The 22,279-nt window shown below is 38.3% G+C and carries 21 protein-coding genes and 1 other annotated feature; of the genes, 4 read left to right on the forward strand and 17 right to left on the reverse strand.

All coding sequences use genetic code 11. The annotated features are described in order from the left end of the window. Nucleotides 1–85: 85 nt before the first annotated feature. From cls to spxA, 3 genes are all read right to left on the reverse strand, one after another. Nucleotides 86–1,597 (reverse strand): cardiolipin synthase, encoded by a 1,512-nt coding sequence (gene cls, locus BANVL01_RS02255; RefSeq protein WP_066096244.1) that lies wholly within the window; start codon nucleotides 1,595–1,597, stop codon nucleotides 86–88. 63 nt (nucleotides 1,598–1,660) lie between these two features. After that, nucleotides 1,661–2,332 carry an adaptor protein MecA gene (mecA, locus tag BANVL01_RS02260; protein ID WP_066084453.1) on the reverse strand — a complete coding sequence of 224 codons (672 nt, stop codon included), beginning with the start codon at nucleotides 2,330–2,332 and terminating at the stop codon, nucleotides 1,661–1,663. Between the two features lie 267 nt (nucleotides 2,333–2,599). Further along, nucleotides 2,600–2,995 carry a transcriptional regulator SpxA gene (spxA, locus tag BANVL01_RS02265; protein ID WP_066084450.1) on the reverse strand — a complete coding sequence of 132 codons (396 nt, stop codon included), beginning with the start codon at nucleotides 2,993–2,995 and terminating at the stop codon, nucleotides 2,600–2,602. A 585-nt stretch (nucleotides 2,996–3,580) separates the two neighbouring features. On the opposite strand from spxA, the gene BANVL01_RS02270 reads away from it, so the two are divergent. Beyond that, nucleotides 3,581–3,766: a hypothetical protein gene (locus BANVL01_RS02270; RefSeq protein ID WP_066084447.1), complete on the forward strand. Its 186-nt coding sequence runs from the start codon at nucleotides 3,581–3,583 to the stop codon at nucleotides 3,764–3,766. A gap of 39 nt (nucleotides 3,767–3,805) precedes the next feature. Here the strand turns inward: BANVL01_RS02270 and BANVL01_RS02275 are convergent, their stop codons facing one another. The 5 genes from BANVL01_RS02275 to BANVL01_RS02295 all read right to left on the reverse strand — a co-directional run bounded on the left by BANVL01_RS02275 (nucleotide 3,806) and on the right by BANVL01_RS02295 (nucleotide 9,639). Beyond that, nucleotides 3,806–4,747, reverse strand: coding sequence for an ABC transporter ATP-binding protein (locus BANVL01_RS02275; protein WP_066084444.1), 942 nt, complete (start codon nucleotides 4,745–4,747; stop codon nucleotides 3,806–3,808). Next, nucleotides 4,748–5,851, reverse strand: a complete 1,104-nt coding sequence (locus tag BANVL01_RS02280) for an ABC transporter ATP-binding protein (RefSeq protein ID WP_066084441.1) — start codon at nucleotides 5,849–5,851, stop codon at nucleotides 4,748–4,750. Nucleotides 5,852–5,867: 16 nt separating this feature from the next. After that, nucleotides 5,868–6,896, reverse strand: coding sequence for an oligopeptide ABC transporter permease (gene opp3C / locus BANVL01_RS02285; protein WP_066084435.1), 1,029 nt, complete (start codon nucleotides 6,894–6,896; stop codon nucleotides 5,868–5,870). Then, on the reverse strand, nucleotides 6,893–7,825 hold the full coding sequence (gene opp3b, locus BANVL01_RS02290; protein ID WP_066084432.1) for an oligopeptide ABC transporter permease: 933 nt from the start codon (nucleotides 7,823–7,825) through the stop codon (nucleotides 6,893–6,895). Before opp3b ends, opp3C begins: the two co-directional genes overlap by 4 nt. Before the next feature lie 113 nt (nucleotides 7,826–7,938). Continuing rightward, nucleotides 7,939–9,639, reverse strand: a complete 1,701-nt coding sequence (locus BANVL01_RS02295) for a peptide ABC transporter substrate-binding protein (RefSeq protein WP_066084430.1) — start codon at nucleotides 9,637–9,639, stop codon at nucleotides 7,939–7,941. Nucleotides 9,640–9,861: 222 nt separating this feature from the next. Here BANVL01_RS02295 and BANVL01_RS02300 point away from each other — a divergent pair, with 222 nt between their 5' ends. Beyond that, entirely contained in the window at nucleotides 9,862–10,218 is a 357-nt protein-coding gene (locus BANVL01_RS02300; RefSeq protein WP_066084427.1) for a DUF3899 domain-containing protein, read from the forward strand. Nucleotides 10,219–10,273: 55 nt separating this feature from the next. After that, nucleotides 10,274–10,529 (forward strand) — a binding site (T-box leader). A gap of 52 nt (nucleotides 10,530–10,581) precedes the next feature. After that, nucleotides 10,582–11,571 (forward strand): tryptophan--tRNA ligase, encoded by a 990-nt coding sequence (gene trpS / locus BANVL01_RS02305; protein WP_066084423.1) that lies wholly within the window; start codon nucleotides 10,582–10,584, stop codon nucleotides 11,569–11,571. A 65-nt stretch (nucleotides 11,572–11,636) separates the two neighbouring features. Here the strand turns inward: trpS and BANVL01_RS02310 are convergent, their stop codons facing one another. The 9 genes from BANVL01_RS02310 to BANVL01_RS02350 form a co-directional block, all read right to left on the reverse strand. Then, nucleotides 11,637–12,383 carry a YjbA family protein gene (locus BANVL01_RS02310; protein ID WP_066084420.1) on the reverse strand — a complete coding sequence of 249 codons (747 nt, stop codon included), beginning with the start codon at nucleotides 12,381–12,383 and terminating at the stop codon, nucleotides 11,637–11,639. Nucleotides 12,384–12,540: 157 nt separating this feature from the next. After that, nucleotides 12,541–13,452 (reverse strand): oligopeptide ABC transporter permease, encoded by a 912-nt coding sequence (opp4C, locus tag BANVL01_RS02315; protein WP_066084418.1) that lies wholly within the window; start codon nucleotides 13,450–13,452, stop codon nucleotides 12,541–12,543. 11 nt (nucleotides 13,453–13,463) lie between these two features. Further along, nucleotides 13,464–14,429: an oligopeptide ABC transporter permease gene (gene opp4B / locus BANVL01_RS02320; protein WP_066084416.1), complete on the reverse strand. Its 966-nt coding sequence runs from the start codon at nucleotides 14,427–14,429 to the stop codon at nucleotides 13,464–13,466. A gap of 180 nt (nucleotides 14,430–14,609) precedes the next feature. After that, on the reverse strand, nucleotides 14,610–16,337 hold the full coding sequence (opp4A, locus tag BANVL01_RS02325; protein ID WP_066084413.1) for an oligopeptide ABC transporter substrate-binding protein: 1,728 nt from the start codon (nucleotides 16,335–16,337) through the stop codon (nucleotides 14,610–14,612). A gap of 77 nt (nucleotides 16,338–16,414) precedes the next feature. Further along, nucleotides 16,415–17,425, reverse strand: coding sequence for an ABC transporter ATP-binding protein (locus BANVL01_RS02330; RefSeq protein WP_066084410.1), 1,011 nt, complete (start codon nucleotides 17,423–17,425; stop codon nucleotides 16,415–16,417). Next, nucleotides 17,425–18,447, reverse strand: a complete 1,023-nt coding sequence (locus tag BANVL01_RS02335) for an ABC transporter ATP-binding protein (protein ID WP_066084407.1) — start codon at nucleotides 18,445–18,447, stop codon at nucleotides 17,425–17,427. The genes BANVL01_RS02330 and BANVL01_RS02335 overlap by 1 nt, the downstream gene beginning before the upstream one ends. A 172-nt stretch (nucleotides 18,448–18,619) precedes the next feature. Beyond that, complete coding sequence (locus BANVL01_RS02340; RefSeq protein ID WP_235845466.1) at nucleotides 18,620–19,213, reverse strand: DUF2268 domain-containing putative Zn-dependent protease; 594 nt, start codon at nucleotides 19,211–19,213, stop codon at nucleotides 18,620–18,622. Nucleotides 19,214–19,518: 305 nt separating this feature from the next. After that, on the reverse strand, nucleotides 19,519–20,757 hold the full coding sequence (gene fabF, locus BANVL01_RS02345) for a beta-ketoacyl-ACP synthase II (protein WP_066084400.1): 1,239 nt from the start codon (nucleotides 20,755–20,757) through the stop codon (nucleotides 19,519–19,521). A gap of 51 nt (nucleotides 20,758–20,808) precedes the next feature. Continuing rightward, nucleotides 20,809–21,741: a beta-ketoacyl-ACP synthase III gene (locus BANVL01_RS02350; protein ID WP_066084399.1), complete on the reverse strand. Its 933-nt coding sequence runs from the start codon at nucleotides 21,739–21,741 to the stop codon at nucleotides 20,809–20,811. A 194-nt stretch (nucleotides 21,742–21,935) separates the two neighbouring features. Between BANVL01_RS02350 and BANVL01_RS02355 the strand changes: the two genes are divergently transcribed. Then, nucleotides 21,936–22,232 carry a hypothetical protein gene (locus BANVL01_RS02355; protein WP_066084344.1) on the forward strand — a complete coding sequence of 99 codons (297 nt, stop codon included), beginning with the start codon at nucleotides 21,936–21,938 and terminating at the stop codon, nucleotides 22,230–22,232. Nucleotides 22,233–22,279 lie beyond the last annotated feature (47 nt).

Below are 22,279 nucleotides of genomic sequence, written 5' to 3' on the forward strand. Positions count from 1 at the left end.
AATCGAAGAGCGCTCTTCGTGTTTCCTTTATCTCGGTTGGAGCGCTCCAGGCCATACGCCGCTGAACAGGGCGCTTCCGCTTTTCTTATAAAAGCGGCGAAAGTAACCGCGCTGTTGATTCAAGTAGTCTAAGTCCCAAATGCCGTTTTTGAAAAGTTGAAAAATCTAGTTGCTTGGTAAATTTAAGGTCATTTAAATATTCGGCTACGAGCTTCTCTGTGCTTTTCGTCCGGAACAAGAACGCATTTACTTCGAAATTTAAATGAAAGCTTCTCATATCCATATTCGATGTTCCAATCGAGGCAAGTTCTTCATCAACAATGACAATCTTGCTATGCATAAAGCCCCGCTCATATTCGTACACCTTTACCCCAGCTTCTAAAAGTTCAGGAAAATAAGATCTCGATGCATGAAAAACGATTCGTTTATCAGGCCGGTTCGGTACGAGCAGCCTGACATCAATGCCGCTTAGGGCTGCCACCTTAATTGCCGAAAAAATATCTTCATCGGGTATAAAATACGGAGATGCAATCCAAACTGATTTTTTTGCAGAACCAATCATCGAGAAAAAAATATTTTTAATGACGCTCCATTCAGTATCGGGTCCACCGGCAATCAGCTGCACACCACCGTGACTTTCATGATCAATTTGCGGTGATAAATATTCCGCTGTTAAAAAACTATGATTTGTCATATAATACCAATCTTGCAAAAAAATAAGCTGCAGTGTCCGGACAGCTTCCCCTTTAAGCATTAAATGAGTATCACGCCAATAGCCTATCGACTTGTCTCTCCCTAAATATTCATCGCCAATGTTTAAACCGCCCACAAAACCAATCGTTCCATCAATCACAATGATTTTACGATGATTCCGGAAATTAAATTTATTATTTAAAAACGGCAATTTTACTGGACCAAAGGGAACCGTTTCTATGCCGGCATTTTTCAGGTCATGAATATAAGCCTTTGAAAGCTGCCATGAACCGACGGCATCAAATAGAAAGCGGATCTTAACCCCCTGATTTGCTTTTTCTATTAGAATATCTTTGATTTCCCTGCCAATATGATCATCCCGGACAATATAATATTCAAGGTGAATATGGTGCCTTGCCCTTTTTAATTGTTCAATAATATGCTGAAACGTTTCATCTCCATTGGATAATACCTTGGTAGATGTATCAAAAGAAATTGGACTGTTGCCTAGTTTTTGCGCGAGGGTAAATAATTTCCCCTGGTGTTCCCCCATTAAGCTAAGCTTTTCCTCATTTCTTGGATCATCTTCGCCTTCAACCGTTAGAAATGCCTGTTTATCAAGAAAGTATTTCTTTCTAAACATCTTCTCTTTCCGATAATTTCGTCCAAATAGAAGATAAAAAATAAAACCAACAAGCGGAAAGCTTCCTAACACCACTAACCACGTAATAGTTTGGGTTGGGTGGCGGTTTTCAAGGAAAATGACAAATCCAATAAAAATGACTGACAGCGATATTAATACACTTAAGAACCCAAATATCCCGCTTTCCAATCGATCCTTAAAGAAAAACAATAGTACGGATAATACCGCTAAAAATATGACAACCCTTACTGTGTTTTTCAGAATACTCACCTACCAAGCTTCGTTTCAAAAAATACCGATTTCAATTTGAAATCGGTACTGTTATCAGCTAAAATGTTTTCGTAACTCCACAAAAACATTTTGAGAAATTATTTCTTTTCCATATTCTTGGATCCGATGGATTGTCAGCTGTGTCTCATAGCCGTATTCAAGTAAGACACTTAAGATATCATCAATTTCGTCTTCCTCAAATAAATCCTCGGGAAATTCAGTATATAGATAGTACTTTCCTTCAAAGTGATAAAGCATTGTCACTAAATCATCTAATCCTGTGCGATGTGATAAGCTGATGACATCTTCAAAATCCTTAAAGGCAAGAAGAAATTCTAATGTTTCTTCCTCAAGCAAAATATCATCTTCATCAGAATGATTTGGATTAAAATGATGATCCAAGAGCTCTTCTATTTTTTCATCAACAGGTATGTCTTTTATTTTATCATTTGGAATAGGGAGCTCAAATTTTTGTCCATCCTTGGAAAGCTGTGCTTTCGTCACCAGGACCTCTAACCCTTTATCAAGAGCTTGGACTTGTATCCAAAGTGGACCTTCAACGACGAATTCTTCAGCACCGTGAACTTCATCCATCATTTCCCAGAAAAGTTCTTCACTGCGTTCGCGATTGTACCAAATTTCTTCGCGATCAAATCCTCTTTCTTCTATATCACCATAGGAAATATAGAATTTAACTGTATTTTCATTAATGCGTTCGATCTCCATCATAACCTCTCCCTTCCATTTTCCATATTGAAGGGACTAAATACCCCCAGCAGATCATGCCATTAAAAAAGTAAATACTCCTGTACTCTCATTTTATGACAAAAGTACTAATAAGGGAAATAAAAAAAACGAAAATCAAAAAATCCATTATAACGCCTATTTCCTATAAATTAGATGATTTCATTTATTGTAGCAAAATGTAGGCAAAACCTCAAACTTTGGGGCCACATTACAAAAAAAAGGCCTTCGAATATGAAGGCCTTTTTATTAGTTTACCATCCGTTGTGCTTCACGCAAGTGGAACGTTCTAACTCTTCTTGGCAAGAACCTTCTAATCTCATCTTCATTATAACCAACCTGCAATCGTTTCTCATCGATAATAATTGGCCGGCGCAGCAGGCCTGGATTCTCTTTAATTAATCCAAATAACGCCTGAAGCGGCATAGCATCTAAGTTTACATCTAATTTTTGAAATGTTTTGGATCTCGTAGAAATTATTTCATCAGTGCCATCTTCGGTCATGCGAAGGATTTCTTTAATCTCTTCCATTGATAATGGTTCAGAGAAAATATTTCTTTCAGTATATGGGATTTCATGCTCTTCCAACCATGATTTTGCTTTTCTACATGATGTACAACTTGGTGAAGTGTATAATGTTACCATCCGTGTTCACACTCCTCTTTTATTTACGATTCATTTTAAATAATACCCTCTATTGTGAGATTAAAACTCTTTAATGTGGAAATATTACGTATCCGTAATTAAAATGATTATAAATAAGTAATTTATATCATTAATTATACACCACTGTTTCTAATAAAGGTATCCTTTTTTCAAAAATAATTAAACGGACAAAAATAAACCCTAAATCCCTTGATACATTATATTAGACGAATAATTCACGCAAAAGTTTCAAAATAATACTGAATCAAATTGATTTTTTTCAAACCTTTTAATATTTTTTATTAGAATGTTCGCCTCCTATCCTGTATTTTATGAGGGTTGTTCAAAATCCTGGTAATAAAGTCCCTCTATTCAAATTATAATGTGCCAACCTTACTATTTTATTAAGTTTGATTCTCAATTAACAATTCAAAATGAAAACGCATTCATTCCCGACTAAATATAATACTTGTTTATTTACTTTCCTCTTTCAATAACAGGCAAGTTCTTATAAAATATAAAGTAGGGGATATTTAATATGGCATGATGAATATTCTGATAAGCTTATAATGGAGGGTTTTTATCATGGGTGCTTACATAACAGATTTAACCATTGTTGCTTTATTAATCGTTGGAATTACAGCCTTAATGGGTGTTATCACAAACAGTATTGGTGAAAAAGTATTTGGTGGCAAACATCGCAGTGAATTTGTCGATGAGAGCGCTAAATACCAGACTGGCTGGAAAACAGTTGGCGGTAATAAAAAATAATTAAAAAACGATCTCAATTTTTTGAGATCGTTTTTTTTATTAATTTTTTGATTGTGCTTGGTATTGCTTAAATTCCTTTTCTGAACAAAGTACGAAATGACCAGGAGTAACTTCTCTAAATTCAACTGGTTCATTGTCCCCGTAGTTATGACTCGCAGGATCATAGGATTTACGTTTGCGTGTCCGTTCACTGATTGGATCAGGAGCAGGAATCGCTGATAAAAGTGATTGCGTATATGGGTGAAGTGGATTTCGATAAAGATCATCCGCAGATGCCAGCTCAACCATCCTGCCGAAATACATTACACCAATCCGATCACTAATATATTTAACCATTGAAAGGTCGTGCGCAATGAAAAGATACGTTAGCCCTTTATCTTTTTGCAGCTTTTTCATCAAGTTAACAACCTGAGCTTGAATGGAAACATCCAAGGCAGAAATCGGTTCATCCGCAATGATAAATTCAGGCTCAACAGCTAGTGCTCGAGCAATTCCAATCCGCTGACGCTGACCGCCGCTAAATTCATGCGGGTATCGGTTAGCGTGCTCTCTGTTCAATCCCACTGTTTCTAAAAGCTCATAAACTCTTTCCATCCGTTCTTGCTTTGATTTTGCCAAGCCATGAATGTCAATGCCCTCAGCAATAACATCGGCAATTTTTAATCTTGGATTAAGAGACGCGTATGGATCTTGGAAAATCATTTGCATTTTCCGGTTAAAAGCTTTTAATTGCTTTTTGGATTTATTGCCATGGACGTTGATTCCGTCATACAGCACCTCGCCGCCTGTAGCATCATACAAACGGATGATTGTCCGTCCTGTTGTCGACTTGCCACAGCCTGACTCACCCACAAGCCCCATGACTTCACCTTGATAAATATCAAATGAAACGTCATCAACTGCTTTAACTTCATTAGGTCTTCCTTCATTAAAATATTGCTTTAAATTTTTTATTTCAAGTAACTTTTTTCTTTCAGCCATTTATTTCCCCTCCTTTTTTCCAGGGAATTGACTTTTTCTTTTTTCTAATTCAACAGCCCCAGAGTTTACACCTGACATCTCTAAGAATTGACTTTGACGTCTCTTAACGGCAACAGGCGGATCAACTGGCGGCGCATCTGGATGTAATAACCATGTAGCTGCAAAATGCGTTTCAGATACTTTAAAGAACGGTGGCTCTTGCTCTAAATCGATTTTCATAACAAATGGATTACGCGGTGCAAACGCATCGCCTTTTGGCGGATCCAATAAATCCGGCGGTGTGCCTGGAATCGAGAATAACTCTTCATCTTCTGTATCCATATCCGGCATAGAGCTAATTAATCCCCATGTGTATGGATGTTTCGGATTATAGAAAATTTCATCAGCCGTTCCAATTTCAACAATCTTACCGCCATACATGACGGCGACACGATCTGCTACATTGGCTACAACACCAAGGTCATGAGTGATGAAAATAATCGATGTGTCAATTTTCTTTTGCAGATCCTTCATTAATTCAAGGATTTGCGCTTGAATCGTCACATCAAGTGCCGTTGTTGGCTCATCAGCGATTAGAATTTTGGGATTACATGCCAAGGCAATGGCAATGACAACCCTTTGTCTCATCCCTCCGGAAAATTGGTGCGGATATTGGTTAATCCGAATCTCCGGTTTTGGAATTCCCACAAGCTTTAATAAGTCAAGTGCTCTTTCCTTTGCATCATGTCTACTCATGTTTTGATGCTTAATTAATGGTTCGGTAATCTGGCCGCCAATTTTCATGGTTGGATTAAGCGATGTCATCGGATCTTGAAAGATCATCGAAATATCATGACCCCTAATTTTTTGCATTTCTCTATCTTTTAATTTCGTTAAATCTTTTCCATTAAAAAGAATTTCCCCGCTTTTAATTTCCGAATTGTGCTCAGGAAGTAAGCGCATAATTGATTTAGTTGTTACCGATTTACCGGAGCCTGATTCACCAACAATCGCTAACGTTTCCCCTTTATATAAATCAAAGTTAACACCGCGGATGGCTTTTACTTCACCGGAAAATGTATGGAACGAAATATTTAAATCTTTTACTTGTAAAACTTTCTCCACTACTATTCACCTGCCTTTAATCTCGCATTTTTGGATCTAATGCATCTCGTAATCCGTCAGCTACTAAGTTAAAGCATACCATAATTAGCGCTATCATAACGGAAGGAATAATCATTTGATATGGGAAAGCAATCATCGAAACAAATCCATCATTAACCAATGTTCCTAAAGATGAGTGTGGATCTTGGAGACCTAATCCAATAAAACTCAAAAATGCTTCGAAGAAAATGGCACTCGGAATTGAAAACATCGTATTTATGATAATAACTCCAAACATGTTTGGAATCATATGTTTGAAAATAATCGATGTATCCGATGCCCCTAATGTTTTAGCCGCCAAGACAAATTCCTGGCCTTTAAATTTTAATACTTGCCCGCGGACAACACGCGCCATGCTTGTCCAACCAGTTATGGACAGTGCGATGATAATCGGCATTATCCCCGGCTTTAAGACAATGATCATTAATACAACAACAATCAAGTTCGGTATACCGACAATAACCTCGATAATCCGCTGCATGATACTATCTGTTCTACCGCCTAAATAACCAGAAATGGCTCCATATGATACCCCTATCAGCATATCAATCAATGCCGCCATGAACGCAATAAATAATGAAACCTGTGTACCTTCCCAAGTCCGTGCGAAAAGGTCCCGTCCTAAATTATCGGTGCCAAACCAATAATAAGCATCAATTTTGCGCACTTCATAAGCGTTATATACAGCACCGTCTCTTCTGGTTAATGTACCGTCAAAAGGAAGCCAGTGAACATCCTCTAAACCTTGGATCCTCGGTGGCAGGTTATTGTGCTTAGTATTTTGGGTATCGGAAGCATACGGTGAAAGTAATGGGCCGACAAACGCCATAATAATGAGAATAACGAGTATCACCATACTGACGACTGCAGCCTTATTTTTCCGTACCCGGAACCAAGAATCCTGCCAGAAATTCAAACTTGGCTTAGCAATTTTTTCGCTTTTTGATGGGTCAACATGAGCGGGAGCAAACATATCCTTAGAAATGGTATTTTCTTTGTTGATCATTTTGCTTTCCCCCCCGAAATACGAATACGTGGGTCGATAATTCCATAAAGAATATCAACAACTAAAATAATGACTACGAATAATGCAGCAAATAAAAGATTGGTTCCCATAATGACTGGATAATCATTAGTACTGATTGATTTAACAAACTGCTCTCCGATTCCCGGAATTCCAAAAATCTTCTCAATTACTAATGAACCTGTCATTAAGCTCACGGCCAATGGTCCCATGACTGTAACTACAGGAATTAATGCATTTCTTAATGCGTGCTTAACGCTTATTTGCCAAAAGCTTGCACCCTTTGCCTTTGCCAAAGTAATATAATCAGACCCTAATACGTCAATCATTTCTGTTCGCATAAAACGGGCCGCAATTGATATTGGGAACATCGCTAAGGCAATTGTAGGAAGGACAGTGTATTCCGGTCCCTTCCACAACATAACAGGAAACCAGCCTAATTTAACAGCAATGTAAAACTGCAGCAATCCTGCAAAAATAAATGAAGGAATTGATTTACCAATTACAGCAATAAAAGTAGAGCCATAGTCTATCCAAGTATTTTGCTTAAGCGCGGAAATAGTACCTAAAAAGATACCAACTATTGCACCCAAAACCATTGCCTGTAAACCTAAGATTGCCGATGGTCCAATTCGATTTCCAAGCAGTTCTGTTACAGGGGTATTATTGAATTGGAAGGAGACTCCTAAATCACCCATTACCAGGCTCTTCATATAATTAAAATATTGAACAGGCAATGGATCCTTCAATCCATACTTTTCCAATAGAAGGTTCTGTTGGACTACTGAGAGTTTTTGGAAAGTATTAAATGGACTTCCAGGAATTAGCTTCATGAGGAAAAAAGTTATCGATGCAACAATGAACAGCGTAATAATCATATAGATAAAACGTTGCAATAAGTATTTCGCCATGCCTACACCTCCTAATTGGTTTAATTTTCGACATTTTTCGACAATTCCGATACAGGTAAAAAGAGAGTATATTTTATTTAATATACTCTCTTCCTATTTGATTAGTATAGCTACTATTTAAGGATTTTAATCCACTGGTAACTATAATCAGGACCAAATGCATGGTGAGCAAAGCCTTGAACCTTTTGATTAATTAAAAGGTTAACTGAACGTTGATACACTGGAACAATTGCTGCATCATCTTCGATTAAGATTTTTTCAGCGTCTTGAAGAGCTTTCCAGCGTTCTTGGTCTTTCGCAGCTAAATCTGTTTGCGCAGCTTTAACTAGCTTATCATATTCAGCACTGCTGTAATCCATTTTATTGTGATCTCCGCCAGTAAGCATTAAATCCATAAATGTCATTGGGTCAGCATAGTCAGGACCCCAACCAGTGAATAATAGATCATAATCCATTTTTTGTTCACGGTCGATACGGATTTTGAATGGTACAGGCTGAATTGTCAGCTTTAATCCAGGAAGGTTCGTTTCTAACTGATTTTTGATAAATGAATCAGAAACTTTAGACGTTTCAGTATCGCCGCCTACATAGTTAAGAGCTAATTCTTTAACGCCTAACTCAGATAAGCCTTTTTCCCAAAGTTTTTTAGCTTCTTCTTTATTCATCTCAAGGTATGGTTTTGTACCTTCGCGGAAATCTTTACCATCAAGGAAAGCAAATTCTTTAGGTACTAAGAAATCAGCAGCAATAGATCCGTTAGCTAATACATCATCCACTAAGGCTTTTTTATCAATAGATAAAGCAATTGCTTTACGGATATTAATGTTTTTCAATGCTTTATTCTTCTCGTTCATTTTAATCCAGAAAAGAGATGGTTCTTGATAACGGATTAGATCTTTTGATCCTTCAAATTGTTGAATAATCGCAGCTTGTGCAAGCTTTGGTGTAATATCAACTTCACCTGCATTAAATGCGTTCGCAGATGCTTGTGGATCTTTAGAAACGTTAATGTTGATTTTTGTTAACGTTACATCTTTAGCCCCATGATAAGTATCGTTTTTCTCTAAAACCCATTCAGTTGCTGTAGGGCCTTGCCATTTTGTCATCTTAAATGGACCATTGGAAAGTAAGTGTTCAGCATCTTTAGCATAGTCAGCGCCTTGTGCTTCAACAAACTTTTGATTTTGTGGATAGAACAATTGGAATGTAATGAAAGATTCAATGTATGGAATTGCTCTTTCTAAAGTGATTTTTAAAGTATAGTCATCTTCAGCTTTAATTCCAAGGTCTTCTACTTTCGCTTTTCCTTCAGCAATTGCATCAGCATTTTTTACTTTTCCGCCCATGAAATATGGACCGTATTCTGATTTTGTCTCAGGGTTGATAGCACGCTGCCATGCATAAACATAGTCATGAGCAGTTACAGGATCCCCATTAGCCCATTTTGCATCTTTTCTTAATTTAACAGTTAATTCTGTTTTGTCAGCATTGTATTCTGGCATTGCTTCAGCACCAGCAGGTACTACCTTTTGATCTTGGTCTAAACGATACATACCTTCGTTTACAGCATTCAACGTTGTGAAACTCATAACGTCTGTTCCTAAAACGCTGTCCATTGTAGGAATTTCAGCAGATTCAAAAACATTAAGTTCTTGTTTATCAGCTAATTTGCTTTCTTCTGTAACAGGCTTATCTTTGCCTTCATTTTTACTAGTGTCTGTGCCTTGGTTCTTATCTCCGCCTGAACATGCTGCTAGGAACATGCTAAGAACTAGTGATAATACTAAAAGTAGTGAAAGTTTTGATTTCTTCACTTGTAGACCTCCCTTTTCTATTATTCTGAAAAATTACTACATTTCCTATTATACATATTTTTTAGAAATTGTACATTACTTTTTCAAATTTAATTTACAGAAAAGATACAATTCTTACGTTATCATTACATTTTCCTGTGATATAATTTAGACTTATACAGATTTTTGGGTATAATATATATATGATAATCCTTAATACATCAATGTTTTGGAGGTTTTTTTGTGAAAAATGCTTTCAAGAAAAGATTATTCGTGGCAACGCTTACACAAGTTGCAATTATAATCCTATCTTTTATCTTTTATCGAAATATTTCGCTAGTTAGCTATATCAATATATCTTTTTACTTTACGGCAGTTTTTCTTTTATTAGCATTATTAATTTATACCATCCAAAGTGGGTTCTATGATGTTTTCTCTCGATCCTTAAATTATGCCTTTTCAAGAGGGAAGGATAAAAGGAGATTCGATGAAGTCCCTGGATTATCTCAACTTATAACGGTTAATCAAAAGCCTTTGTTGTTTTATGGTTTATTCAGTGGATTGCTCATGATGATTGCCCTCCTTGCATATTATTTTTAACTGACTTGAAATTAATTAGGTAATTCATATATAATGTGAATAATCCAAATAAAGTTAAAAAGCTATGATAAAGAGTAGTACGTATTCTTAATCGATTCAGAGAGTTTGTGGCTGGTGAAAACAAACACGAAAAAATACGGAATGGACTTTTGAGCTTCTTTCTGAACCTTTTATCAAAAGGATTGAAATAGTAGGAGTAGACGTTTCCTTGCGTTAAAAGGATTCCGGAATGTCTAACAAGACAATCATGGAGCTAAAGTGACTCAATTTCGAGTAATTTAGGGTGGTACCGCGAACCATTCGTCCCTAGCCTTTTTTTGGGGATGAATGGTTTTTTTTATTTTTATTTAGGAGGAAATTGCTATGAAAACGATTTTTTCAGGTATTCAGCCGAGTGGTACGATTACGCTTGGCAACTATATTGGGGCCTTAAAGCAGTTTGTCGATATGCAAAATGAATATAATTGCTTTTTTTGTATAGTAGACCAGCATGCGATTACCGTTCCGCAAGACCCCGGGACGCTTCGTAAAAACATTAGAAGTTTAGCTGCCCTTTATCTAGCAGTCGGCCTTGATCCGGAAAAAGCTACACTTTTTATTCAATCAGAGGTTCCCGCACATGCTCAGGCCGGATGGATGATGCAGTGTATTTCCTATATCGGAGAGCTTGAACGTATGACCCAATTTAAAGATAAATCAGCCGGAAAAGAAGCGGTTTCTGCTAGTTTATTGACTTATCCGCCATTAATGGCCGCTGATATTTTATTGTATAACACTGACCTCGTACCTGTCGGTGAAGATCAAAAACAACATATGGAATTGACAAGGGATTTAGCTGAGAGATTTAACAAAAAATATAATGACATTCTTACCGTTCCAGAAATCAGTATCCCTAAGGTTGGTGCACGCGTCATGTCACTCCAAGAACCGACGAAAAAAATGAGTAAGTCTGATCCGAACAAAAAGGCCTTTATCACACCATTAGATGAACCAAATCAAATCATCAAGAAGATTAAAGCTGCAGTTACCGACTCAGAGGGCATTGTTAAATTTGATAAAGAGAATAAACCAGGTGTTTCCAATCTGCTCTCCATCTACTCCATATTGGCAGGAAAATCGATTGCCGATTTAGAGCAAATGTATGCAGGTAAAGGGTACGGAGATTTTAAAGGTGATTTAGCTGAAGTGGTTGTGGACTTCTTTAAGCCAATTCAAGACAAATACTATAGTTTAATGGAATCAAGTGAACTTGACGACATTTTGGACCGTGGAGCTGAAAAAGCAAACAAGGTGGCAAACAAGACCCTTAAAAAAATGGAAAATGCAATGGGGCTTGGGAGAAAAAGACGATAAGCTTATTCCAAATAAAAAGCCTGTCCACAAAAGGTATCTTGTACATACCTTTTGGGTTCAGGCTTTTAGTTTACTTTAGGTCCATGCTCCATTTCCCAAAGCTTTTCAAAAAATGGCTGCCCTTTAATTAGATTCTCACAGAATGACTCATGCCGGTGCGACCAGCCATATTTGATTTCCTCAAACAACTGTTCTCTCGCATCTTCAAAGTCCATTTCTTGGATTGTTGAATATTGCTCTGGACACCACTCGGTATACCAATACCGCACTTCTGCTTGATTATTTGATGAGAGCAATTGATCAAGGGCCATAAATAGCAGTTGTTTTAATTGCCGTTCCTTCCTTGTTAATCCTCTCATAAGTTCCGGCTCAGGCGACAGAATATGAAAATTTTTCATTTTTGGCTGGTCGTAATAAAGGTACTTTTTAGCTTCATGCTGACTAATCATTTCATAAACAAGCTGCTCTTGTCTTGGGATTATTCTGCTTTTTCGAATAGGAATGGTATAGCCGATCGTATCAATTGCTAAAATTCCAATTCCATCTGTTACAACAAAGCAATAGTCAAGCTGGACTCTTTCATGGTTTTTTCTTAAATACGCTTTCTGATAAATATCAGCTAGAAGCTGCTCCGGTAACTCTGCCAAATCATTCTCAATATAGCTAAATAAAATCGGCTCGATTTTTACCAGCGGTACTTGATCTAACAGCTCCACCCCATCGTCCTTCCGCCATTCATGAAAGTGACAGACATTATAACCGTTTTCTTCCCCTTCAAACCAATTTACCCAAACATCATGAAGATACAACATTATACAACCCCTCACTTCAAGAAACTGTTTGTCAATCAGTATGGGCAGTGGGAAGTTAAATTATTCCTTAATATATATTTTGCTCCAGTAGTTAATGATGATTTAATATGTATGTTTTTAGGCAAAAAAAAATCTACCATTTTGTCATGGTAGATTTTTATCTTCTTGATTTAGGATTAAAGGCATCCTTTAAACCTTCACCGATGAAGTTAATTGATAAAATGGTGATAGTGATAAGAATAGCTGGCGGCATCCAAATCCATAGTTTAAATTGCAATACGTCTGGTTCAATCGCCGAATCAAGCATGTTCCCCCAACTTGGAATCTCTTGCGGTACACCAAAGCCAAGAAAGCTTAATGCTGATTCAATTACAATCATTGATGCAAAGGTAATCGTAGCTTGGACAATAATTGTCGATAAAACATTAGGTAACAGATGTTTGACTATTATTTTTGCTGGTGAACAGCCAATTGAAATGGCAGCGATAATATATTCATTTTCTTTCTCAGCAAGAATTTTACTGCGGACAATCCTTGCGATACCACCCCAGCTAAGCAAGCTGATGACACCAATTAAAACCCATAGTCCATTCACTTTCCCAAAAAGGATTGCATTTAAGACAATTACAAACACTAGAAAAGGGAAGTTCAAGATAAAATCAGTAAATCTCATTAATAAACTATCAACTGTACCACCAAAATACCCAGCAACAGAGCCAATTAATGTCCCAAGAAAAATAACAAATAGCGTACAGCTCATTCCTATTAATAATGAGATTCGGCCGCCATACAATAATCTTGTAAAGACATCGCGGCCTGCTTTGTCTGTTCCAAGCCAATGCTTACTCGATGGCTCAAGTGACATTTCGCCAATATTAATTCTTGTAATGTCTGCGGTGGTAATATACGGTGCCAGGAATGAAATAATCGCAACAAATAATAAAAAAATGAGACTAGTCAAAGCAAGTTTATTCTTTAAGAATTTTTTTCGGGCAATTGCCCATTGTGATGAACTTTTTTTCGGGGGTGCTGCACTAATATTTGTATCCTTCTGTGTCACAATTTCCATCTCTATTCCCCCTAATCTAGCCTAATTCTCGGATCTACAACACCATATAAAATATCAGCAACAAGGTTGCCAATTAGTGTTAAGAAGGAGAATAACATTGTCAACGTCATTAAAACTGGGTAATCCCTTGTTCCGACAGATTGTAAGAATAGTTGTCCTAAACCTGGATAAGTAAATATCGTTTCAGTGATGATGGCACCACTGATAATGGCAACTAGATCAAACCCTAAAAAGGTAATAAGCGGAATAATTGAATTCCTTAAAATATGAACATTGTAGATCTTTTTCTCTGCTGTCCCTTTTGCACGGGCTGTGCGGACAAAATCTTTCCGGCTATTTTCAATAATATCATTTCGTAAAAATTGCGTGTAACTTGCCGTACTTAGTAATCCTAAGACGACGGCTGGTAAAAATACATGGTGAAGGCGGCTTAACCAATATTCAAGTGTGCCCTCTGTCATGCCGATATCAATTGAACCATTGGACGGGAACCATCCGAGCGTAAATGAAAAAAGGAAGATGGCAAATACCCCAGCGATAAATGAGGGGATTGATAAACCTAAATAATTTAAACCTCCGATTAGGTTATCTGCAACTGTATATGGTTTTCGGCCAGAATACAATCCCATAAAGAAGGCAAGGATATAGGTAATTAATAAAGAAGAAAAGCCTAGTAATAATGTATTTGGCAGTTTTTCACTAATTACATCTGATACTTTTATTTTATATCGTGCTGATTTGCCAAAATCACCTTCAACGAAATTGCCAATCCAGCGGAAATACTGTTGTGGTAATGGGTCGTTATAGCCTAATTTTTCACGCATTTCAGCGATATATTGTGGGTTTGTTTTTGTTGGGTCGATTTCTCCTGAAAAAGAATCCCCCGGCATTAGCTTGGCCAAGGTAAAGACTACAATGGAGATTAGAAATAACATCGGAATCATGCCCAAAATTCTTCGAAATGCATACTTCAGCATGTGCATTCTCCTTGTCTATAAACTTATGTTTCACAGCGGTGTATGTAACCCAAGCTGTCCAATTGGGAGAAGCAGTGAAAGAATACCTCCTTCAAGCTCACCCAATTGAACTTCCATGAGTTTTGAATAAAATCATATTAAGCATTTAACACAAGTCTATTACATATTAGTCTGCTTCGGTTATTTTTTAATCCACCATTCATTTGGACGGTTCATACCAGCTACTGAGAATTTAACATCTTGAACACGTTTGCTGACTGCCATTGTTTCTTCAAGCTCAGCAATCGGTAGAGCAGGAAGTTCTTTCATGAATAGTTTTTGCCAGTCTACATAAAGGCCTTTACGTTTATCAGCATCTGTTCCAACAACGCTCATATCAATTGCTTGATCAAGCAATTTGTCACTGTCAGCATTTACCCAGCGAGGATAGTTCCAAACTGCTTTAGAGCTCCAAAGTGGAGTTGGATCTGGATCAGTACCAGTTGACCAGCCGCCAAAGAATACTTCCATTGACTTATCTGCTTTTTCAAGCATGTCATAGTAAAGGTTTGCATCAGTCATAGTAAGCTTTGATTTTAAGCCAACTTCTTCCCAATATTGAGTCAACGCTTTTGCACGAGATTCAAATGTTGGGTTTTGTGTTGCGTAGTGCGCGAAGTTTACAACAAATTTCTTGCCATTCGGATCTTCACGGAAGCCATCGCCGTCAACATCTTTATAACCAGCTTCGTCTAACAATTGTTTCGCTTTTTCTGGATTGTACTCGAATTGCTCAAGATCATTATTGTCAGCAGCAATCCAGTGATTTGTTGGTACAGGACGGTTAACTGGTTTACCTACACCGAAGAAGAACGCTTTAACCCACTCTTCACGGTTAATTGCATAGTACATTGCTTCACGTAATTTAATGTTTTGATATTTTTGTTCATTCATTACGTTTTTACTGCCATCCCATGTACCAAGTCTGAAGCCAACATAGTAGTAGCTTAGACCAGGGTATGTTACTGCATCTACATTATCAAGCTTTTTTACCTCATCAATAATACTTGGGTGGAAAGAAGTCATATCAAGTGTACCGTTTTTAAGTTCACCAACAGATAATGAAGGATCGATAACTTTTAAGACAACTTTATCCATATGTGGCTTTCCGCCGAAATAATCATCGAAACGTTCCATTTCAACAGATTCTCCTGGAACAATTTTTGCCACTTTAAATGGTCCTAATCCTACAGGCTTAGTACGAACTTGTTCAGAAGACATCATGTCTTTAACAGCCAAACCTTTAAATTCAGAACGGTTCATTGGATATGTCCAAAGATTTTCCAAGTTGTTTACACGTGCTTTATCAAATGTAATTTGGATGTTGTAATCATCTACTACTTTAATACCCGAGATTTCTTGTGCTTTTCCATCATGATAATCTTGAGCACCGACAATATTTACAACGTTTTCAAAACGCGGACCTTCATAGTCCTTGTCAGCAACAACTTTTAATGCAAATTCCCAGTCTTTAACAGATAACTCATCGCCATTGTGCCATTTTACACCTTTTTTAATTTCGAAATCATAAACCTTATTATCTTCAGTTTTCCATGATGCAATATGAGGCTGTGCTTGTAATTTGTCATCAAATTTAATTAAGTTTTCATCAAAGAAGTCCATTACTTCTGCATCAGTAGCTGTTCCATAAAATGAAAAGTTAAATTTACCTTCTGGAGCAGAGTCCAAAGCATACACTAATGTACCGCCATCCTGTGGTTTATCAGCTGTTTCACCACTAGCTGGTTTATCTTTCTCTTTTTCTTTGTCCTTCGTACCTGCTTTTTCACCGCCGCCGCTGCATGCTGCCAAAAATGCTGACAGGACAAGCATTAATGCAGCAAGCATTAACATACTTCTCTTTTTCATTTGTTTCCCCCCTAAAAATTTTGTTTGGGTAAAATTTGATTACTGACTAGCGGAAGCGACTATACGCTTTCACTTTTCTAATAAAGGTGGCAAGCTACTCGATGAGATGGCTTCACCTCCTTTAATACAGGTTTTGTCTTCGAACATTCTTCCATTGCCATTGGACAGCGTGGATGGAATGGGCATCCAGATGGCGGATTGATTGGGCTCGGCACATCACCTTTTAAAATGATTCTTTCCTTCTTAATCCTTGGGTCTGGAGATGGAATCGCCGAAATTAATGCCTGTGTATATGGGTGGAGAGGTTCGGCATAAAGGAGGTCTTTATCCGCAACCTCTACCATGTTACCTAAGTACATAACACCTATACGATCACTCATATGTTTAACAACGCTTAAGTCATGTGCGATAAATAGAAAGGTTAAATCAAATTCCTTTTGTAAATCTTTCAATAGGTTTAAAACCTGCGATTGAACCGAAACATCGAGTGCCGAAACCGGTTCATCGGCAATGATTAATTTCGGACGTAACGCCAGAGACCTTGCTATCCCGATTCTTTGACGCTGACCGCCGGAAAATTCATGTGCATATTTGTAATAAGCGTCTGGCGGCAACCCAACTTTATCTAATAAATCCATGACTTCTTTCTTTAGTTCAGCCTTGCTTTTCCTAGTAAAGTTGTAAATCGGCTCGGCGATAATATCTCCTACCATTTGCATCGGGTTCAAGGAAGCGTATGGATCCTGGAAGACCATTTGCATATCTTTACGAATATCCCTCAGTGATTTACCAGAAACTTTGGTAATATCTTTACCATCAAAGATAATCTTTCCATCAGTTGGTCTTAATAACCGTAAAATCGTTCGGCCGGCAGTTGACTTACCGCAGCCAGATTCGCCTACTAATCCAAGCGTTTCCCCTTTCTTTATTTCAAAAGAGATGTTATCAACCGCCTTTACATTGCCAACGGTGCGTTTGAAAAATCCCCCTTTGACAGGGTAATAGGTTTTAAGATTTTTGATTTCTAATAGATTATCAGTTTCCCGGGAGGTTTTTTCCTTCCCTTTATGTACAGAAATTGCACTCATTATTTCACCCCTTCTCTTGGTATACTAGTTTCATAGAGCAAACAGGCAACTTCATGGTCCTGTTCGATATCTCCTAGTACAGGGGTTACTGTAAAGCATTTGGGCATTGCCTTTGGACAACGGTGGGCAAATCGGCATCCGACTTTTGGCATATTCGTAAGCGACGGAACAATCCCCTGAATCGAGCTTAATCGTTCTTCCTGTTCATCCATTTTTGGGATAGCTCCCAAGAGTAACGTGGTATATGGATGTTTCGGGTTATGGAAAAGAGTATCGACATCAGCACGTTCGACAATCCTACCCGCATACATCACGATGACTTCGTCACACATTTCAGCTACTACCCCTAAATCATGAGTAATTAGGATGACGGACATATCATTTACGGCTTGAATCTCTTTTAATAGCTCGAGAATTTGTGCCTGAACCGTTACATCAAGAGCTGTTGTCGGCTCGTCAGCGATTAATAATTTTGGCTGGCAAGCAATCGCAATCGCAATCATTACCCGCTGTCTCATTCCGCCAGATAATTGATGCGGATACTCATCGACAAGTTTTTCCGGCCGGGAAATTCCAACACTTTTTAAAAGTGCAATGGCTTTCTGCCGTGCCTCCTGTTTTGAGATCTTCATATGATTAAAAAGTACTTCCTGCAATTGATAGCCAATGGTGAATACTGGATTTAAAGAGGTCATTGGCTCTTGGAATATCATCGAAACATCTTTCCCGCGGATTTTATTGATTTGCGATTCGGACATTTTTTCAAGATTTTTGCCATCAAAAATGATTTCACCGGACTTTACCTTGCCAATTCCCTTTGGCAGCAGCTTCATAATCGATAAACTCATAACAGATTTACCGCAGCCAGACTCACCAACGATTCCGACAATTTGCCGCGGCTTAACTTGAAACGAAACATTATCTACTGCATTATAATCAGTTCCTTCAATATCAAAGGCAGTCTCTAAATTTTTCACCTCGAGCAATGGTGCCTCATTACGCAGCATTTTTTTCGTGCTCATAATACACCTTCTTACTTTTTTGAATTATTCTGTTTATTTGTTATATTTAAATAGAATTCTATTACAGAATTGTTACAATTGCAAGACTTTTTTATAGTATTGTTAACTTTCGTACTATTAGAAATAAAAAAAGCCCGATATAATAGGCTTTTCATGGTTGAATTCATTTCGATTATAGGTATTTATCCGCTGGAATTTTAAAAGATAGTTTTGTAGAATAATTATGCTTTTCATAAAATTTTCCAATAATATTATACCCAACAGCATAGCCAAGTAATTTTGGTACCCTTCCGCCTCCATATAAAAGTTCGTCATGTGCTCTTTCATTTTTTTTCTTGCCTAACTGTTTTTTTAAATACTGGTCCCAAAATCTTGAAATCTCCTTTTCTGAATACATATTGCACCAGCTAGCTAAATATTCCTGCCCGCAGTTTTTTAATACGGCATATTCGGCCAGCCCTTCAATGACGATAGAGTCGAGCAGGGTGTAGTCTTGCATTTTTTTATTGAGCATCCTGAGCCTGCAGACATGGTGGTATTCGTGAACCAAAAGGGCTTCAATTTCTTTTGGGTCTTCATATTGCGAAAGAAAGAGAAACATTTTATCTGGGAATGATACTCCTGCTTTACTTTTTTCTTCTCTAATAAATAACCCTCTATTCTGCGCTAACGGAAACAAAAATACCGGTATGTCTGGACCATTCCATTTTTTTTTATATTTTTGAAAAAACTGCCCCACCTTATCCCATGCTTTATGTTTCACCATCCAATTAAAATTGTTCAACGCGGACCGTGATGGCCGGTACATTCCAAAACTCACTAATTGGTCATATATTACGTTCGCTGTTTGGTCTTTAAAATATGGCTGCAGCTTTTTGCATACTTTCACAGGAAGGGCAAATTCCTCCTGCAGCCATTGATCCGTTCGAATGATTCCCATTACTTCACCCCATTTACCGCAAGTTCTCCCTCTTGAACATTTTATGAATGTTATCTGAAGAGGTTCATTGGTTACTAGGAATTAGTAATATAAAAAGCCCGGCCAGAAATCTCTCTGGCCGAGCCTAATTTTTATTCGTATTTTTTAAAGACAATTGTGGCGTTATGGCCGCCAAAGCCTAGTGAATTGCTCATAGCTGCCTTAATTTCTTTTGGACGTGCTGTATTTACGACGTAATCCAGGTCACAATCCGGGTCTGGTGTTTCATAATTAATGGTTGGCGGGAGCATACTGTCTCTCATTGCCAGCACCGTAAAGATGGCTTCAATCCCGCCAGCTGCGCCGAGAAGATGACCGGTCATTGATTTTGTTGAACTCATCGCCAGTTTGTAGGCATGGTCGCCAAATACTTCTTTCACGGCAAGCGTTTCGAATTTATCGTTATATTCGGTGCTTGTACCATGGGCATTTACATAATCAATATCCTCAGGCTTCAACCCGCCATCATTAATCGCCATTTTCATTGCCCTGGCACCGCCTTCACCGCCAGGCGCCGGTGCGGTGATATGGTAAGCATCTCCTGTTGCCCCGTAGCCAACAATTTCGGCATATATTTTTGCACCACGTGCTAAGGCATGGTCTAATTCTTCCAAAACAACAATCCCTGCACCTTCTCCTATAACAAAGCCATCCCTATTTTTATCAAATGGTCTGCTTGCTGTTTGCGGGTCTGGATTTGTAGAAAGGGCGGTATTGGCACAAAAACCGGCAACAGACATCTTTGTAATAGGAGCTTCAGCACCACCCGATACCATAGCATCGGCATCGCCGCGCTGAATTACTTTAAAGGCATCGCCAATCGAATTCGTTCCCGTTGCACAGGCTGTAACGGTACAAGAATTGAAGCCCCTAGCCCCTAGTGTAATTGAAACTTGACCTGTGGCCATATCCGGAATTAACATTGGGACAAAGAATGGGCTGACACGTTTGTACCCTCTTTTTTGAAAAATTTCATATTGTTGTTCAAAGGTTTCCATCCCGCCGATTCCAGAACCAATCCAGACACCGACACGATGAGAGTTTTCTTCATTAATCGTTAAATCAGCATCTTTAACTGCCATTATTGCGGATGCTACAGCAAACTGGGTAAAACGGTCCATTTTTCTGGCATCTTTTCTATCCATAAACGTTTCCGGATTAAAGTCTGTTACTTCCGCTGCTACCTTTGCCGGATACTCATCGGCATTGACTCTTGTCAGCGGCCCCACACCTGATTTTCCTTCTAATATACCTTTCCAAGTTGTATCAGCATCGAGTCCCAGCGGTGTTACCGCCCCGATGCCAGTTACAACAACCCTTCGCTTTTCCATTTGTACATCTCCTTTTCTCTATAACTTACCCTATTTTAATAATATCAGAAACTATTTTCCCCATCTTATCGCAATAGCGCCCCAGGTTAGACCGCCGCCAAAGCCAACCATGACGATAACGTCATCATCTTTAATCTTTCCAGCTTCTACTTCTTCGACAATCGAAATCGGTATCGACGCCGATGAGGTATTGCCATATTTATGCACTGTTTTCGACATTTTCTCGGCAGGCAGTTCTAATCTTTGTCGAGATGCTTCCATGATTCGTATATTGGCTTGATGTGGGATAAGGAAATCAACATCCTCTTTTGTTAAGCCCGCCTTTTCTAAAACATGGAGACAGCTCTCGCCCATTTGGCGAACAGCAAACTTGAATACTTCTCGGCCGTTCATAATGATATACTCGTCTTGGTACAGGTGTTTAGCGCCTGTTCCGTCGGCACCGAGCTCAAAGGATAAAATCCCTCGGTTTCCTGAAACAGGACCGATAATAGCGGCTCCAGCTCCGTCCCCAAATAAAACGGCGGTATTGCGGTCATTCCAATCCGTGATTTTAGAAAGCTTTTCAACACCCACTACAAGTACATTTTTATATACCTCTGACTCAATAAATTGTTTGGCTGTGACGATTCCATACATAAACCCTGCACATGCCGCGCTAACATCCATTGCTGCCGCTTTCACTGCCCCTAACCTTTCTTGAATCCTGCAGGCAACAGAGGGAAACGGCGTATCAGGGGTAACCGTAGCAACCAAAATCAAATCAATCTCGCCTGCGGTAATTCCTGCATCTTCAATTGCCTTTTGAGCGGCAGAAAATGCCATATCCGATGTATCAACATCATCCGCTGCAATTCGTCTTTGCTCGATTCCTGTTCTAGTACGAATCCATTCATCCGAGGTATCCATGATTTTTTCTAAGTCATGATTAGTGACAATTTTCTCTGGTAAATACCTGCCAATTCCAACAATGCCAGCTCTCACAAGTTCCAGCTCCTTCTTTATTTGGCTCATCTTTTTATTTTATATCAATTATTAAGACTTGGTACTAATTTTAGCAAATGAACCCTATGTTAGGCAACTATTTCTTCCTTTTATACTCCGCTAATGTACATTCCTTTTATTCGTTTGATCATATTCTAATAAAAAGACATATGCGGAAAGGGGAAGTATGGAAAATGGAAGCGCAGGAAGGGGAAAGTTTAGAAAGAGATGATGAACTGGAAATAGATAACTTGGAAGAACATAAATCAGAAGAAAAAGTGGAACAAGATCCGTTCACTGCTTTCATGTTTGGCCGTAGAAGAGGGCATCCTCATCGTGAACAATATCAAGAGCAAGCTTATAACCAATCCACTATTAATTATGAGGAACTCATGAGGCATATCGATACCCTAGTGGAATCTGTCCAAGGGTTAAAGCCATTATTCCAACAGGTTTATCCATTTATTGAACAAATTTGGAAAAAGAAATAAGCTGCTTATTATGGCGGCAGCTTATTTTTATTATGTATTTCATAATC

Source organism: Neobacillus novalis NBRC 102450, from assembly GCF_001591805.1.
Taxonomy (GTDB): Bacteria; Bacillota; Bacilli; order Bacillales; family Cytobacillaceae; genus Neobacillus; species Neobacillus novalis.